Annotated in this window: 16 protein-coding genes; 10 read left to right on the plus strand and 6 right to left on the minus strand. The window is 72.2% G+C overall.

Annotated elements, in window-relative coordinates; all coding sequences use genetic code 11:
* Positions 1–21: 21 nt before the first annotated feature.
* Positions 22–834: an alpha/beta fold hydrolase gene (locus ACCP09_RS04920; protein ID WP_433743426.1), complete on the minus strand. Its 813-nt coding sequence runs from the start codon at positions 832–834 to the stop codon at positions 22–24.
* Between the two features lie 83 nt (positions 835–917).
* Between ACCP09_RS04920 and ACCP09_RS04925 the strand changes: the two genes are divergently transcribed.
* The 3 genes from ACCP09_RS04925 (at position 918) to ACCP09_RS04935 (ending at position 3,625) form a co-directional block, all read left to right on the plus strand.
* Positions 918–2,210, plus strand: a complete 1,293-nt coding sequence (locus ACCP09_RS04925; RefSeq protein WP_027931814.1) for an O-acetylhomoserine aminocarboxypropyltransferase/cysteine synthase family protein — start codon at positions 918–920, stop codon at positions 2,208–2,210.
* Positions 2,207–2,737, plus strand: coding sequence for a CoA-binding protein (locus ACCP09_RS04930; protein ID WP_037322617.1), 531 nt, complete (start codon positions 2,207–2,209; stop codon positions 2,735–2,737). Before ACCP09_RS04925 ends, ACCP09_RS04930 begins: the two co-directional genes overlap by 4 nt.
* A gap of 114 nt (positions 2,738–2,851) precedes the next feature.
* Positions 2,852–3,625, plus strand: coding sequence for an MBL fold metallo-hydrolase (locus ACCP09_RS04935; protein WP_208722525.1), 774 nt, complete (start codon positions 2,852–2,854; stop codon positions 3,623–3,625).
* Between the two features lie 561 nt (positions 3,626–4,186).
* Here the strand turns inward: ACCP09_RS04935 and alc are convergent.
* The gene (gene alc / locus ACCP09_RS04940; protein WP_378335821.1) at positions 4,187–5,191 is read right to left on the minus strand and encodes an allantoicase; all 1,005 of its coding nucleotides are present in this window, start codon (positions 5,189–5,191) and stop codon (positions 4,187–4,189) included.
* Positions 5,185–6,510, minus strand: a complete 1,326-nt coding sequence (gene allB / locus ACCP09_RS04945; RefSeq protein WP_433743429.1) for an allantoinase AllB — start codon at positions 6,508–6,510, stop codon at positions 5,185–5,187. The genes alc and allB overlap by 7 nt, the downstream gene beginning before the upstream one ends.
* 56 nt (positions 6,511–6,566) lie before the next feature.
* Here allB and ACCP09_RS04950 point away from each other — a divergent pair, with 56 nt between their 5' ends.
* The 5 genes from ACCP09_RS04950 to ACCP09_RS04970 all read left to right on the plus strand — a co-directional run bounded on the left by ACCP09_RS04950 (position 6,567) and on the right by ACCP09_RS04970 (position 10,143).
* Complete coding sequence (locus ACCP09_RS04950; protein ID WP_378335819.1) at positions 6,567–7,037, plus strand: helix-turn-helix domain-containing protein; 471 nt, start codon at positions 6,567–6,569, stop codon at positions 7,035–7,037.
* An 83-nt stretch (positions 7,038–7,120) separates the two neighbouring features.
* Positions 7,121–7,591 carry a 2-oxo-4-hydroxy-4-carboxy-5-ureidoimidazoline decarboxylase gene (gene uraD / locus ACCP09_RS04955; protein ID WP_378335818.1) on the plus strand — a complete coding sequence of 157 codons (471 nt, stop codon included), beginning with the start codon at positions 7,121–7,123 and terminating at the stop codon, positions 7,589–7,591.
* Positions 7,588–7,905 (plus strand): hydroxyisourate hydrolase, encoded by a 318-nt coding sequence (uraH, locus tag ACCP09_RS04960; protein ID WP_433743432.1) that lies wholly within the window; start codon positions 7,588–7,590, stop codon positions 7,903–7,905. Before uraD ends, uraH begins: the two co-directional genes overlap by 4 nt.
* 2 nt (positions 7,906–7,907) lie before the next feature.
* Complete coding sequence (gene pucL / locus ACCP09_RS04965) at positions 7,908–8,783, plus strand: factor-independent urate hydroxylase (protein ID WP_378362994.1); 876 nt, start codon at positions 7,908–7,910, stop codon at positions 8,781–8,783.
* Between the two features lie 25 nt (positions 8,784–8,808).
* Positions 8,809–10,143, plus strand: a complete 1,335-nt coding sequence (locus ACCP09_RS04970; protein WP_027931823.1) for a nucleobase:cation symporter-2 family protein — start codon at positions 8,809–8,811, stop codon at positions 10,141–10,143.
* Here the strand turns inward: ACCP09_RS04970 and ACCP09_RS04975 are convergent.
* Positions 10,091–10,939, minus strand: a complete 849-nt coding sequence (locus tag ACCP09_RS04975; protein ID WP_123683494.1) for an alpha/beta fold hydrolase — start codon at positions 10,937–10,939, stop codon at positions 10,091–10,093. The genes ACCP09_RS04970 and ACCP09_RS04975 overlap by 53 nt on opposite strands.
* 58 nt (positions 10,940–10,997) lie before the next feature.
* Between ACCP09_RS04975 and ACCP09_RS04980 the strand changes: the two genes are divergently transcribed.
* Positions 10,998–11,582: a TetR/AcrR family transcriptional regulator gene (locus tag ACCP09_RS04980; RefSeq protein ID WP_378335815.1), complete on the plus strand. Its 585-nt coding sequence runs from the start codon at positions 10,998–11,000 to the stop codon at positions 11,580–11,582.
* Between the two features lie 10 nt (positions 11,583–11,592).
* Positions 11,593–12,012: a nitroreductase family deazaflavin-dependent oxidoreductase gene (locus ACCP09_RS04985; protein WP_027931826.1), complete on the plus strand. Its 420-nt coding sequence runs from the start codon at positions 11,593–11,595 to the stop codon at positions 12,010–12,012.
* 75 nt (positions 12,013–12,087) lie between these two features.
* Here the strand turns inward: ACCP09_RS04985 and pucD are convergent, their stop codons facing one another.
* Both pucD and ACCP09_RS04995 read right to left on the minus strand, forming a co-directional pair.
* Complete coding sequence (gene pucD / locus ACCP09_RS04990; RefSeq protein ID WP_433743436.1) at positions 12,088–14,352, minus strand: xanthine dehydrogenase subunit D; 2,265 nt, start codon at positions 14,350–14,352, stop codon at positions 12,088–12,090.
* The coding region (locus tag ACCP09_RS04995; RefSeq protein WP_433743438.1) for an 8-oxoguanine deaminase at positions 14,349–15,533 on the minus strand (1,185 nt) is incomplete at its 5' end. The genes pucD and ACCP09_RS04995, both read right to left, overlap by 4 nt.

Genomic DNA, 15,533 nt, shown 5'->3' on the forward strand with positions numbered 1-15,533 from the left:
AGCCGCCGCAGCGGTGGCGGCTCACGTTCGGCTGAGGAACTCGTCCAGCAGCTTGTTGACGGTGTCCGGCACCTCGGCGGCGACGAGGTGGGCCGCGTCCTCGATGACGACCAGTTCGGCGCCCGGGATGGCGGCGGCCATCTCCTCCACCTCACCGGGCGGGAAGGTCGCGTCCTCCCGGCCGCCGATGACCAGCACGGGCGTGCTGATCGACGCGAGCAGCCCACGCTGGTCCGGCCGCCGGGACACGATGCTCGTCACCGCGTGCCTCACGGACCGCGGGTCGTTGCGGCGGGCCAGGTCCAGGACGCGGGCCACCACCTCCGGCCGGGTGCGCAGCGAGGTCGGCCCGAGGAACGCCTTGACCACGGACCGGGTGAGCGGCGGGCGGATGCCGCGCAGGAGCCGCACCGCCGCCACGAGCACCGCGTACTCGGCCTTCTGACGGGCCGGGGCCGCGGAGGCGGTGCCGTTCATCAGAGTGCTGGTGAGCACCCGGTCCGGGTGGCGCGCGGCGAAGGTGGCCCCCACCATCGCGCCCCACGAGTTGCCGAGGAAGTGCGTCCGCTCGAACCCGAGCGCGTCGAGGATCACGAGGACCGCGGTGGCGCACTCGTCGAGGGTGAAGGTTCGGGTGAGCGGGCTGCTCGCCCCGTGCCCCGGTGGGTCGAGCGCGACGGTCGTGTAGCGGGGTGCCAGGTGGTCGGCCTGCGCCTGCCAGAGCGTGTGGTCCATCAGGAGGCTGGGCCACATCAGGACCGGCTCGCCGGAGCCGCGCACGGCGACTCGGAGCGTGCCGAGAGCGGTCGGGACCTCCCGATCCTCGTTGATCATGAACTCACCGTACGCGGAGCTCGCGCCGTCCACCGCACGGGAACGGTCGCCCCACCGGCGCACCGGGAGGTAGCGTCGGCCGGGTGAGTGAGCGCAGCTGGGGCTTCCGCACCCGCGCCCTGCACGCCGGCGGGTCTCCCGATCCGGTGACCGGGGCGCGGGCGGTGCCGATCTACCAGACCACGAGTTTCGTCTTCGAGGACGCGGCCGACGCGGCGAACCTGTTCGCGTTGCAGAAGTACGGCAACATCTACAGCCGGATCGGCAACCCGACCGTGGCGGCCTTCGAAGAACGCCTCGCCAGCCTGGAGGGCGGCATCGGCGGCGTCGCGACCAGCAGCGGGCAGGCCGCGGAGTTCCTCACGTTCGCGGCGCTGACCGAGGCGGGCGACCACGTCGTGTCGGCGAGCGGGCTCTACGGCGGCACCGTCACGCAGCTGGACGGGACGCTGCGCCGCTTCGGCGTGGACACGACCTTCGTGGCCGGCGACAGCCTCGACGACTACGCGGCCGCGATCACCGACCGCACCCGGCTGATCTTCACCGAGGTCATCGGCAACCCGAGTGGCGGCATCGCGGACCTCGCCGGGCTCGCCGACCTCGCGCACAGTCACGACATCCCGCTGGTGGTCGACGCGACGCTGGCGACGCCGTACCTGTGCCGCCCGATCGAGCACGGCGCGGACATCGTGCTGCACTCGGCGACGAAGTTCCTCGGCGGGCACGGCACCACGCTCGGCGGGATCGTCGTCGAATCGGGCACCTTCGACTGGGGCAACGGGAAGTTCCCGCGCATGACCGAGGTCGTGCCCAGCTACGGCGGCCTCAAGTACTGGGAAAACTTCGGCGAGTACGCGTTCTGCACCCGGCTGCGCGCCGAGCAGCTGCGCGACATCGGCGCGGTGCTGTCGCCGCATTCGGCGTTCCTGCTGCTCCAGGGCGTCGAGACGCTGCCGCAGCGGATGGACGCGCACCTGGCCAACGCCAAGGCGGTCGCGGAGTTCCTGGACGCCGACGACCGCGTGGCGTGGGTGAGCTACGCCGGGCTGCCCGGGCACAAGCACCACGAGCTGGCGAAGAAGTACCTGCCGCTCGGGCCGGGCGCGGTGTTCTCGTTCGGTGTCAAGGGCGGGCGCGCGGCCGGGGAGAAGTTCGTCGAGTCCGTCGAGCTGCTGTCGCACCTGGCGAACGTCGGCGACGCCCGCACGCTGGTCATCCACCCCGCGTCCACGACGCACCAGCAGCTCTCCGACGAGCAGCTGAAGGCGGGCGGCGTCGGCCCGGACCTGATCCGGCTGTCGGTCGGGCTGGAGGACGCCGAGGACATCCTGTGGGACATCGACCAGGCCCTCACCGCGGCGGTGAAGGCCGCATGAGCCTGGAGACGACCGTGCCCGCCGGAGCCGTCCGGTCGGAATCGCCCCTGTCCTGGTCCCCGCCGACCGCGCGGGAGCGGCTCGCGCTGCTGTCGCGGACAAAATCGGTGACTATCGTGGGCGCGTCGGACAATCCGGCGCGGCCGAGCTACTTCGTCGCGACCTACCTGCTGTCCTCCAGCGAGTACGAGGTGCACTTCGTCAACCCCCGGCTGTCGTCGCTGCTGGGCCGTCCGGTGTACCCGTCGCTGGCCGACGTGCCAGGCGAGCCGGACCTGGTCAGCGTGTTCCGCAAGCACTCCGACCTGCCCGAAGTGGCCGAGGAAGTGATCAAGGCGGGCGCTCGGACGCTGTGGCTGCAGCTGGGCCTGTGGCACGAGCCGGTGGCGCAGCGGGCGAGCGAGGCCGGCCTGGACGTGGTGATGAACCGGTGCGTGAAGATCGAGCACGCGCGCTTCGCGGGCGGGTTGCACCTGGCCGGTTTCAACACCGGGGTGATCTCGTCGCGGCGGCGGTTGAAGGCCTGATCCCTTGCCCACGGAAGCGATCCGGCGCAACTCACCCTCCACTGCGGCTCCTCCGGGAACGGCCGTTCGTGTCAGACTCGGTGGTGTGGCGGGAAGTTCCCCGTGTGGAGGTGGGTGCTGGTGATGGCGAACGGTGTGCAGGTGACCTACGTCGGCGGCCCGACGCTGCTGCTGGAGGTGGGTGGCAAGCGGTTCCTGACCGACCCGACGTTCAGCCCGGCCGGCGTGCACGAGACGACGCCGGGGCGGCCGCTGACGAAGACGGAGGGCCCCGGCCTGTCCGCGGCGGAGATCGGCCCGGTCGACGCGGTGCTGCTCTCGCACGACCAGCACGCGGACAACCTCGACCCGGACGGCCGCCGGTACGTCGAGGAAGCCCTGCTGACGCTGACCACGCCGAGCGGCGCGCGCCGGCTGGGCGGCACCGCGCAGGGGCTCGCGCCGTGGCACCAGCTGCACATCGGGCCGGTCGCGGTGACCGCCGTGCCTGCCCAGCACGGGCCGAAGGGCAGCGAGGAGCTGACCGGTGAGGTCATCGGTTTCGTGCTGACCGGCCAGGACCTGCCGACGGTGTACGTCAGCGGGGACAACGCGTCGCTCGACGTGGTGCGGGACATCTCCCGCCGCCTGCGGCGCCTGGACCTCGCGGTGTTGTTCGCCGGCGCCGCGCGCACGTCCCTGTTCGACGGCGCCCCGCTGACCCTGACCAGCGAGGACGCCGCCGAGGCCGCCCACGCGCTGCGGGCGCGCAACATCGTGCCCGTGCACACCCGCGGGTGGGCCCACTTCAGCGAGGGCCCCGACGAGGTGCGGAAGGCGTTCGCCGGGGCGGGGCTGAGCGACCGGCTGCACGTACTGGAACCGGGCGAAAGCACGCACATCAGCTGATGCGTGCGGTACCACCGGCTTGGCTGTTCTGCTGACCGGCAACGCGGGCGGCACAGTGCGGTGATCAGCCGCATCACCGCCCACGGCGGCGGCACTTGTGGAGGGCGGCGGGTGAGCGCACGCGGTCCGTGGCGGTTCCGCTGGTGCGGAACCTGGGCGGGTCGCGGCACCGCCGGACGGCGCCGAGCGGGCGCACGGAAAGCCCTCGGCGGAAGCCGTGGTCTCGCCGGCGCCGGACCTCGCGGAGGTCGCGACACTGCCGGACGCCGGCGACCGAGCGCGCAACACGCCTCGGTGGAAGCGGCGGTTCGCTGGTGCTGGGCGACAGAGTGCGGGCCGCTCAGCACCACTTGGGTTTCTCGGTCATCGGTACTGCCGGCCCGCCACACCGCGCGGGCACGTGCCCGCAGGCGACAGCCAACCCGCGGACATGCCCCGACGACGGCCGTCCGGACCAGGCGCCCCCTCGCGTCGTGCTCCGACCGCACGGGCGGCGATGCCGCCCGATCGCTGAGCAGGCGGACGCGTCCCGCCGCCCGGATGACCGCGCGCCAGGCGCGCTCAGCCCGCGCTGTCGGTGAACCGCCGTTCGAAGTCCGCCCGGCCCCGCTCGGTCAGCGCGCCCCACAGGCGCAGCCGCGCCATGCCGCCGTCCGGGTAGATGTCCAGGCGCACCTCGCTCAGCTCGCGTGGCTCCGGCACCAGGAACCGGTGCCGCGTGTCCGGCTGGAGGCGGGTCCTCGGCAGCACCTCGAACCACGAACCGTCCAACCGTCCGCTCAACGACGCCCAGCCCGGCGCGTTGCCCTTGAAGTGCGTCGTGTCCAGCTCGGCCAGCCGCGGCACGCCCGCGCCGGCCAGTGCGACCGACACCCAGTCGTTGCCGTCGTCGCGGCGGCGGGCCGTCTCCCAGCCCTCCCCCATCACCGCGGCGAACCCGGGCGAGATCAGGTTCGACGGCGACGAGTAGAACATGTTCGAGCAGCCCACCACGCGCGCGCCGTTCTCCAGCGCCGCCAGGTCCAGGGCCGCCGGGTCGACCAGCCGCGGGTCCGCCACCGGCGCGCCGTGCACCCGGAACCGCGCGACTCCGCCGTCCGGGTGGATGGACAGCCGCACGTGCGTCCAGCGCCGCGGCGACGACACGGCGAAGAAGTTCTCCGAGTCCCCCGCCAGCGGCGACTTCGGCACCAGCGGCGTCCACTCCAGTTCGGCCAGCTCCGCCGGGCTCGGGTAGCCGTCGACGGCGACCGCCTCCACCGACGCGAACGGCGGGTAGTTGCCGGTGAAGAACGCGGTGTCCACGACCACCCCGGTCACCACGCCGGGCAACCCGAGCCGCACGACCGCCTGGTCCACGCCCGGCTCCCGGCGCCGCCGCGTCTCCCAGCCGTCGTAGATCTGCCCCTTGTGCCCGAAGTTCCACGGGCGGAACTCCGCGGGCCCCGGCTTGATCAGGTTCTCCCGCTCGGCGAAGGCCTCGTCGTTGGCCCACACCACGCTGCCGCCGACCCGGCGCGACGCCAGATCCGGCTCATGAGTCCACTCCGGACGTTCGGTCAACACTGCCCTCGATTCAGCAACTCGCCCCGCGGACTATCCCCGGTGACTTCCTGGCCCCGCAACCACGTCTGCCGCACCACACCGCGCAGCGGGCTGCCGTCGTAGGCGCTCACCGGGTTCCGGTGGCGCAGCTTCGCGACGTCCACGACGAACTCCTCGTCCGGCGCGAACACGCAGAAATCGGCGTCGTACCCGACCGCGATGCGACCCTTGCGCGTCATCCCCGCCAGTTCCGCCGGTCGCGTCGCCATCCAGCGCACCACGTCCGCCAGCGTGTGCCCGCGCCGCGCCGCCCCGCTCCACACCGCGGGCAGCCCGACCTGCAGCCCGGCGATCCCGCCCCACGCCTCGCCGAAGTCGCCGCTGTCGAACCGCTTCAGCTCCGGCGTGCACGGCGAGTGGTCGCTCACCACGCAGTCGATCACGCCGTCGGCCAGCCCCTGCCACAGCCGATCGCGGTTACCTGCCTCGCGGATCGGCGGGCAGCACTTGAACTGCGTCGCGCCGTCGCGGATCTCCTCCGCGGTGAAGCTGAGGTAGTGCGGGCACGTCTCGACCGTCAGCGCGACCCCTTCGGCGCGGGCCGTCGCGATCATCGGCAGGGCGTCCGAAGAGGACAGGTGCAGGATGTGCGCCCGCGCCCCGGTGCGCCGCGCCAGCTCGATGACCCGCGCGATCGCCCGGTTCTCCGCCTCGGGCGGCCGCGACGCCAGGAACCCCGCATACCGCGGGCCGTGCGGTCGCGGCGCCGCGTCGATCGTCGGCGCGTCCTCGGCGTGCACGATCATCAGCGCGCCGAGCGCGGCGAGGATCCGCAGGTCGGCCTCCAGTTCGGCGTCGTCGAGCGGCGGGAACTCGTCGACGCCCGAGTGCAGCAGGAAGCACTTGAACCCGAACACCCCGGCCTCGTGCAGGGCCGTCAATTGCCCGCCGTTGCCGGGGATCGCGCCGCCCCAGAACCCGACGTCGACGTGCACCCGCCCGGCCCCGGTCTTCCGCTTCACGTCCAGCGCGTCCGGGTCGACGGTCGGTGGCAGGCTGTTCAGCGGCATGTCCACGATCGTGGTGACCCCGCCCGCCGCGGCCGCGCGGGTGGCCGTCTCGAAGCCCTCCCACTCGGCGCGGCCGGGGTCGTTGACGTGCACGTGCGTGTCGACGAGCCCGGGCATCAGGACGACGTCCTCCCCCAGCTCGACGACCCGGTCACCGGACAACGCGCGGCCAGGTTCGACGGCCGTGATCCGTCCTCTGTCGACACCGACCGAGCACGGCCCGTCGCCCGCGGCCGTGATCGCGCGCCGCGCCCGGAAGACCAGTTCCACCCGGCACTCCTTTCGTCCGCTTCCAGTTCCCCCGCCCGTACGGTTACCGTGCGGGCGTGGAACTGCAAGCCGAGTTCACCACCGAACCGTTCCGCGGCGAGGGCGAGCCGCCCGAGCACGCGGTCCGGGCGCGCACCGCCGCCGAGGAGGCCGGCCTGTCCGTGGACTTCGGCCCGCTTGGCACCACCGCCCGCGGCGACGCGGACGCCCTGCTCGGCGCGCTCCCGGCCATCGCGCGGGCCGCGCTGGACGGCGGCGCGAACCGCCTGACCCTGCAGCTGTCCACGCCGACCGCCGCGAGCGAACCGGCCGGTGCGCCGCCCACCACGCTGGAGCGGCTGATCGCCGCCGTCGAGCGGGAGCTCGGCTGCAGGCTGGCCGACCTGGACCGGCCCGGCAAGCAACGCGCCGTGCGCCTGCTGGAGGAGCGCGGCGCGTTCGCCATGCGCAGGGCCGCACCCACCGTCGCCGAAGCACTCGGCGTCACCCGGTTCACGGTCTACAACTATCTCAACCGCGAGCCATGATTTCAACAAATTGTTGACGCTCGTCGAACACGACCGTAACGTCCATTTCCCAGAATCGGCAGCACCGTGATCCGGAGGAACACTTGACTGTCACGCTCGCCGAGTTCAACACCGCGCCCCCCGAGAAGGCCGGGGAACTGCTCACCGCGTGCCTGGACGTGCCGCGCTGGGTGGACGCGGTGCTGGCCGGACGGCCCTACCCCGACCTCGCCGCGCTGACCGGCGCCGCCCGCCTCACCCTGACCGGGGACGAGACCCGGCGGGCCATCGCGGCGCACCCGCGGATCGGCGAGAAACCGTCCGGCGGCTGGTCCCGGGACGAGCAGTCCGGTGTGGACGATGCCGCGGCCGCGGAGTTCCGCGCCGCCAACGCCGAGTACGAAGAACGGTTCGGGCACGTGTTCCTGGTCTGCGCGGCCGGCCGCAGCGGCGACGAACTGCTGGCGAACCTGCGGGAGCGCATGCACAACGACCCGGACACCGAACTGGCCGTCGCCGGACGGGAGCTGGTCGACATCGCGGTGCTGCGACTGGGAAAGGCGGTGACGGCATGAGCCTGGTGACCACCCACGTGCTGGACACCGCCGCCGGACGCCCGGCGGCGGACGTCGCCGTGCGGCTGGAAGCGAGCGACGGCACGGTGATCGCACAGGGCCGCACCGACGACGACGGCCGAGTCCGCGACCTCGGCCCCGCAGAACTGGACCCCGGCGTCTACCGGCTGGTGTTCGACACCGGCGCCTACCTCGGCCCGGACGCGTTCTTCCCCGAGGTCACCGTGGCCTTCCGGATCACCGATGGCACGCAGCACCACCACGTGCCCGTGCTGCTGAGCCCGTTCTCCTACTCCACCTACCGAGGGAGCTGACGATGGCGATCAAGCTGGGGCCGAACCAGTACGGCAAGGCCGAGGTCCGCCTCGTCACGGTGACCCGGGCCGGGGACGTGCACCACCTCAAGGACCTCACGGTCTCCACCGCGCTGCGCGGCGACCTCGCGAAGACCCACCTCACCGGCGACAACTCCGACGTGGTCGCCACCGACACGCAGAAGAACACCGTCTACGCGTTCGCCAAGGAGAGCCCGGTCGGCGAGATCGAGGACTTCGGGCTGCGGCTGGCCAGGCACTTCGTCGGCCGGTTCGGCCAGATCACCGGCGCGCGGATCACGATCGACGAGCACGCCTGGGACCGCATCACCGTCGGCGGCCGCCCGCACGACCACGCCTTCTCCCGGTCGAGCGACGAGAAGCGGACCACCATGGTGACGGTCGAGGACGACCGCGCCTGGGTGGTGTCCGGCCTGCGCGACCTGGTCGTGCTGAAGTCCACCGGCTCGGAGTTCCACGGCTTCCCGCGCGACGAGTACACGACGCTGGCCGAGACCGACGACCGCATCCTGGCCACCGCCGTCACCGCGCAGTGGCGGTACCAGGGCAGCGATATCGACTGGCGCAAGAGCTTCGCGGAGATCCGGCGGATCCTGCTGGAGACGTTCGCGACGAAACACAGCCTTTCGCTGCAGCAGACCCTGTACGCGATGGGCGAGGCGGTTCTCGAAGCACGCGGCGAGGTGGCCGAGATCCGGCTGTCGATGCCGAACAAGCACCACTTCGTGGTGGACCTCAGCCCGTTCGGGCTCACCAACGACAACGAGGTCTTCCACGCCGCGGACCGTCCGTACGGCCTGATCGAAGGAACCGTCCTGCGCGACGACGCGGAGGACCCGGGCCCCGCCTGGCAGTAGCGCCGGGCGAGTTGGGAGAACCCGCGTGACCACGACCGCCGCGCCCGCAGCGGCCATTCATCCCGTCGACCGCAAACCACCGGCGCTGCAACTCGTCGTCGGCGGCGTCCAGCACGTCGCCGCGATGTACGCCGGGGTGGTCGCCCCGCCGCTGATCATCGGCAGCGCCGTCGGCCTGTCCGGCGGGCAGCTGAGCCTGCTGATCAGTGCGAGCCTGTTCACCGCGGGGCTGGCGACCCTGCTGCAGACCCTCGGCGTGTGGCGGTTCGGCGCCCGGCTGCCGCTGGTCAACGGCGTCACGTTCGCGAACGTGGCCCCGGTGATGGCGATCGTGCAGCAGCACGGGCCACAGAACGCGCTCGGCGTCGTCTACGGCGCCACGCTCGTCGGCGCCGCGCTGATGGTGCTCGCCGCGCCGTTCTTCTCCCGGCTGACGCGGTTCTTCCCGCCGCTGGTGACCGGCACGGTCATCACGCTCATCGGGGTTTCGCTGCTGCCGGTGGCGGTCAACTGGATCTCCGGCCAGCAGGACTCCGCCGAACCGCACGGCATCCTGCTCGCCGCGATCACGCTGCTCGCGGTGCTGGCGTTCAACCGGTTCCTGCCCGGCTTCTGGAGCCGGATCGCGTTGCTGCTGGGTTTGGTGGTGGGCACGCTGATCGCGTGGCCGCTCGGCGAGGTCGACACGTCGACGTTCCGCGAGGCGCCTGCGTTCGGTGTCGCGAGCCCGTTCCACTTCGGCAGCCCCGCGTTCGACATCGCGGCCATCGTCTCCATGGCGATCGTGATGATCGTGATCATGGCGGAGAGCACCGCGGACATGCTCGCACTCGGCGAGGTGGTCGGCCGCCCGACCGGACAGCGGACGCTCGCCGACGGCCTGCGCGCGGACGGCGTGGCGACCGCGGTGTCGACAGTGTTCGGCGGGTTCGCCTGCACCGCCTTCGCGCAGAACGTCGGACTGGTCGCGTTGACGCGCGTGTTCAGCCGGTACGTGGTGGCCGCCTGCGGCGCGATCCTGGTGCTGCTGGGCCTGTTCCCGGTCGCCGGCGGCGTGGTCGCGCTGGTGCCGCAACCGGTGCTCGGCGGCGCCGGGCTGGTGCTGTTCGGCAGCGTCGCGGTCTCCGGCATCCGCACCCTGGCCACGGCGGCGTTCGACCGCCCGGCGAACGTGACGATCGTGGCGGCCGCGCTGGGCGTCGGGATCATCCCGATCGCCGCGCCCGAGTTCTACGCACACTTCCCGTCGGCCGTGCGGACCGTGCTGGACTCCGGGATCAGCGCCGGCTGCGTGGTCGCCGTGGTGCTCAACCTCGTTTTCGGGACGCGACGGGAACGAACTCCCGCAACAGGTTCGTGAGCAGTTCCGGCTGGTCCTCCGGCACGAGCGTGTAGCTGTCCGGCACCTCGGCCAGCCGCGCGTGCGGGAACAGCGCCGCCAGCCGCGGCCCGTGCTCGCGGGGCATGAGCTTGTCCTCCTTCGCCCACACCACGAGCACGGGCCCGGTGAACTCCCCCAGCCTGCCGGACCACTCCAGCAGCGTCTCCTTCGGCGGCGTGTGCAGGCCGTACTTCAGCAGGTCCCGCATGATCGCCGGGTTCTCGCGGGCCGGGCGGAACCAGCTGTCCATGACCTCCGCGGGCACCGGCGTCTTGCTCATCCACCCCCACGACCCCGGCGCGCGCTGGACGAACCGGAACTTCAGCAGGTGCAGCATCGCCTTCAGGCCGCCGGGGATCCGCGCGACGCGGACGAGCATGCGCCCGGACAGGCCGGGCGGGAAGTTGTCGAACGCCTCGCACGCCACGAGCGCCAGCCTGCCGACGCGGCCGGCCAGCCCTTCGGAGATCAGGAACTGGCCGCCGCCCCAGTCGTTGAGGACCAGCGTCACGTCCCTCAGGTCGAGCGCCTCCAGGAATTCGGCCAGCAGCCGGACGTGACCGCGCAGCGACAGGTCGGCGTCCGGTTTCATCGGCTTCCGGTGCGAGCCCAGCGGCCAGTTCGGCAGCACGCACCGGTACTCACCGAGGCCCGGCAGGACCTTGCGCCACACGGTGTTGTCGATGGTCAGGCCGTGCAGGAAGACGATCACCGGCCCCCCACCGCCGGTGTCGTCGTACTCGATCGTCCCCGCGGACAGCTCCACCTCGGGCATCTCCGCCCCCTCGGATTTGATAGATCGCTCTAGTGAGAGAGTAGCTAGGATCAGTGACGTGGGCAACACCAAAGAACGGATCCTGGCCGCGAGCGCGGAGCTGTTCCGGCGCAACGGTTACACCGGGACGGGCCTGAAACAGATCGTCACCGCGGCGAGCGCGCCGTTCGGCTCGATCTACCACTTCTTCCCCGGCGGCAAGGAACAGCTGGCCGAGGAGGTGATCCGCAGCTCCGGCATGGAGTACGGGAAGCTGTTCGACCTGCTGATCGCGCCGGCGCCGGACCTGGTCACCGGGCTGGAGCAGGCCTTCGCCGCCGCCGCGGTGACGCTGCGGGAGACCGACTACGCCGACGCCTGCCCGATCGCCACCGTGGCGCTGGAGGTGGCGAGCACGAACGAGACGCTGCGCCGGGCGACCGCGGAGGTGTTCCAGGCGTGGATCCTCACCGGGACGGGTGTTTTCACGCGCTTCGGCCTGAGCGAAGACGACGCCCGGCGGCTGACGATCGCGGTGATCAGCGCGCTGGAAGGGGCCTTCGTGCTCAGCCGTTCGCTGCGGGACGTGGAGCCGCTGGCCGTCGCCGGGGAGGCCGCCGTGGCGACCGCTCGTGAAATGCTCACCGGGAGGGGCCGCGGGTAGTGTCGGGTTCATGAGTTCTGCCATCGATCTGCACGGCCAGCCGCACGTCGACCGCTATCTGGAGACCGACGGCGAGGACGGCTACCACTGGCGCAACGGGACGACGATCCTGATCCTGTTCACGAAGGGCCGCAAGTCCGGGCAGGAACGCAGGCACGCCCTGATCTTCCGCGAGCACGAAGGCGCCTACCTGGTGGTGGCGTCCAAGGGCGGCACCGACGCGCCGCCGGCGTGGTTCGTCAACCTGCAGGCCGACCCGAACGTCGAGGTCCAGATCAAGGGCGAGCGCTTCAAGGCGGTCGCGAGGGTCGCCACGCCCGACGAGAAGCCCGCGATGTGGGCGAAGATGGCCGAGGTGTGGCCGGACTACGACGAGTACCAGAAGAAGACCTCACGGGAGATCCCCGTCGTGGTGCTGGAACGCGCCTGATCCACCGCCGCGGGTTCCCGGCGCGGCCGGTGGTGTGCGCCGGGAACCCGCCGAGCCCGGCGCCCCACGAACGCCTCAGCCGACGATGTGCTCCGGGCGCACCGGGACCCGTGGCAGCTCCTTGCCCGTCGCGGCGCGGATGGCTGCCACGATCGCCGGGGTGGAGGAGATCGTCGGGGGCTCGCCTACTCCGCGCAGGCCGTAGGGGGCGTTCGGGTCGGCCCGTTCCAGCACGTCGATGTCCATCGGCGGCATGTCGAGCACCGTCGGGATCAGGTAGTCCGTGAACGACGGGTTGCGGATCTTCCCGTCCCGCGTCTGGATCTCCTCCATCACCGCCAGCCCGAGCCCCTGCGCCGAACCGCCCTGGATCTGGCCCAGCACGGCCTGCGGGTTCAGCGCCCGCCCGACGTCCTGCGCGCAGTCCAGCGCGACCACCTTCACCAGCCCCAGCTCGGTGTCCACGTCCACCACCGCCCGGTGCGCGGCGAACCCGTACTGCACGTGCGCGTTCCCCGCGCCGGTCTCCGGGTCGAGCACCTCGGTCGGCCGGTGCCGCCACTCCACGGTCTCGTCGTAGACGTCGTCGCCGAGCACGTCGGCCAGGTCCGCGACCACACCGTCCCGGGTGGACACCAGCTTGCCGCCCACCAGTTCCAGGTCGGGCGATCCGATCCGCTTGGCCAGCGCCGTCCGCACCGCCACGCACGCGGCCCGCACCGCTCCCCCGGTCACGTACGTCTGCCGGGACGCCGAGGTCGAACCGGCGTTGCCGATCGAGGTGTCCATCGGCAGGATCGTCACCTGCTCCACGCCCAGCTCGGTCCGCACGATCTGCTGCAGCACCGTGACCAGGCCCTGCCCGACCTCGCACGCTGCCGTCTGTACCGTCGCAGCCGCCTCGCCGCCCACGACCCGCAGTTGCACGCGCGCGGTCGAGTAGTCGTCGAAGCCCTCGGAGAAGCAGATGTTCTTGATCCCGACGGCGTACCCGACGCCACGCACGACCCCCTCGCCGTGGGTGGTGTTCGAGACGCCACCGGGCAACGTCCGCAGGTCCCGCTCGCCGGATGGCGCGGGCGGCAGCGGTTTCGCGGCCACCCGTCGCAGCAGCTCGGCGACCGGCGCGGCCGAGTCCACGACCTGCCCGGTCGGCATGCGGGAGCCCTCGCTCATCGCGTTGCGGACCCGCACCTCGACCGGGTCGAGCCCGCACGCCTGCGCGAGCTTGTCCATTTGGGACTCGTACGCGAATGCTGCCTGCACCGCACCGAAGCCGCGCATCGCCCCGCAGGGCGGGTTGTTCGTGTACGCGCCCCAGCAGTCGACCGCGACGTTGTCCACGTCGTACGGCCCCACGCCGAGGGTCGCGGCGTTGGCGACGACCGCGCCGGTGGACGAGGCGTACGCGCCGCCGTCGAGGAACAGCCGCGCCTTGACGTAGACCAGCTTCCCGTCCCGGTCGGCGCCGTGCTCGTAGTACATCTTCGCGGGGTGCCGGTGCACGTGACCGTAGAACGATTCCTCGCGGTTGTAGACCATCTTCACCGGCTTGCCGGTGCGCAGCGCGAGCAGGCACGCGTGGATCTGGATGGACAGGTCCTCGCGCCCGCCGAACGCGCCGCCGACCCCGCCGAGCGTCAGCCGCACCTTGTCCTCGGGCAACCCGAGTGCGGCGACGATCTGCCGCTGGTCGACGTGCAGCCACTGCGTCGCGACGTACAGGTCGACGCCGCCGTCCTCGGCCGGGACCGCGAGCCCGGACTCCGGGCCGAGGAACGCCTGGTCCTGCATGCCCACCTCGTACACGCCCGACACCACCACGTCGGCGGTCGCGGCCGGGTCGCCGCGGCGGATCGGCACGTGCCGCACGACGTTGCCGTTCGGGTGGACCTTCGGCGCGTCGCCCCGCACCGCTCGCTCGGCGTCGGTGACCGGTTCCAGCACCTCGTAGTCCACCCGGATTCGTTTCATCGCCCGGCGTGCGGTCTCCGGGTGGTCGGCCGCCACGAGCGCGACCGGTTCGCCCTGGTAGCGCACCACGTCGACAGCCAGCACCGGCTGGTCCGGGTGCTCCAGGCCGTACCGGTTCACGCCCGGCACGTCCTCGTGGGTGAGCACGGCCTCCACGCCCGGCACCTTCAGCGCCTCGGTGATGTCGATGCCGGTGATGCGGGCGGAGGGGTGCGGGCTGCGCAGGGTCACGCCCCACACCATGTCCTCGTGCCACAGGTCCGAGGAGTACGCGAACTCGCCGCGCACCTTCACGATCCCGTCCGGGCGGCGCGGGCTGGCGCCAATCCCGCCGGCTGTGCCGGTGCGCTCGACTGACGTGGTCATCGCAACCTCCTGCTCGCGGCCGCCAGCTCGCCCGCGATCGCGGTCTCGTCGTCCGTGCGCAGCTCGCCGTCGGCGACCACCGTCCGGCCGCCGACGAGCAGCAGCTTCAGCGGCGGGGTCGCACCGAGCACGAGCGCGGCCAGCGGGTCGTCGATCCCCGCGTAGCGCAGGCCGTTCAGGTTCCACACGGCGAGGTCGGCGAGCTTGCCGGGCTCGATGGAGCCGAGTTCGCCGTCCCGGCCGAGGCAGCGTGCGCCGCCCATGGTGCCCATCCACAGCGCCTCGCGGACGGCCAGCGCGGTCGGGCCGCCGCGTTGCCGCGCCTGCAGCAACGCCTGGTGCAGCTCCTCGCCGAGCCCGCCGGACTCGTTGGACGCGGCGCCGTCGACCCCGAGGCCGACCGGGGCGCCGGCGTCGAGCAGGTCCCGCACCGGGGCGATCCCGGTGCCGAGGCGGCCGTTCGACGTCGGGCAGTGCGCCGAACCGGTGCGGGTGGCGCCCACGCGGCGGATCGCCGGGCCGTCGAGGTGGACGGTGTGCGCGAGCCACACGTCGTCGCCGAGCCAGCCCAGCTTGTCGGCGTACTCGGCGGGTGTGTAGCCGTTCTCGGCGACGCACTGCTCTTCCTCGTCCAGCGTCTCGGCGAGGTGGGTGTGCAGCCGGACTCCCGTGCGCCGCGCCAGGTCCGCGGCCTGGCGCATCAGATCCTCGCTGACCGAGAACGGCGAGCACGGCCCGGCGGCGATCCGGATGCGGGCGTCGCGCGCCGGGTCGTGGTGGGCGTCGATCGCGGCTTCGGTGCCCAGCAACGCGGCTTCGGTGGTTTCCACCAGGTTGTCCGGCGGCAGGCCGCCGTCGGACTCGCCGCGGTCCATCGACCCGCGCACGAGGTGCGCGCGCACGCCGATCCGGTTCGTCGCCGCGACGAGCGCCTCGATCTGGTCGCCGCTGTCCTGTGGGAAGACGTAGTGGTGGTCGGCGACCGTGGTGCAGCCGGTCATCGCCAGGTGTGCCATCCCGGCGGTCGCGGCGGCGTGGGTGATACCGGCGTCCAGCCGCTTCCAGACCGGGTACAGGTGGACCAGCCATTCGAACAACGTGGCGTCGGCCGCGAGCCCGCGGGTGGCCCACTGGTACAGGTGGTGGTGGGTGTTGACCAGGCCGGGGGTGATCAGGCAGCC

Origin of the sequence: Amycolatopsis sp. 3B14, from assembly GCF_050958625.1 — a bacterium.
Lineage (GTDB): Bacteria > Actinomycetota > Actinomycetes > Mycobacteriales > Pseudonocardiaceae > Amycolatopsis_E > Amycolatopsis_E thermoflava.

What these genes read in the sequence shown, in the direction of transcription:
- ACCP09_RS04920 (WP_433743426.1), bottom strand. Translation starts at nt 834, where the DNA reads ATGATCAACGAGGATCGGGAGGTCCCGACCGCTCTCGGCACGCTCCGA.
- ACCP09_RS04930 (WP_037322617.1), top strand. Translation starts at nt 2,207, where the DNA reads ATGAGCCTGGAGACGACCGTGCCCGCCGGAGCCGTCCGGTCGGAATCG.
- uraH (WP_433743432.1), top strand. Translation starts at nt 7,588, where the DNA reads ATGAGCCTGGTGACCACCCACGTGCTGGACACCGCCGCCGGACGCCCG.
- pucL (WP_378362994.1), top strand. Translation starts at nt 7,908, where the DNA reads ATGGCGATCAAGCTGGGGCCGAACCAGTACGGCAAGGCCGAGGTCCGC.
- ACCP09_RS04975 (WP_123683494.1), bottom strand. Translation starts at nt 10,939, where the DNA reads ATGCCCGAGGTGGAGCTGTCCGCGGGGACGATCGAGTACGACGACACC.
- ACCP09_RS04985 (WP_027931826.1), top strand. Translation starts at nt 11,593, where the DNA reads ATGAGTTCTGCCATCGATCTGCACGGCCAGCCGCACGTCGACCGCTAT.
- pucD (WP_433743436.1), bottom strand. Translation starts at nt 14,352, where the DNA reads ATGACCACGTCAGTCGAGCGCACCGGCACAGCCGGCGGGATTGGCGCC.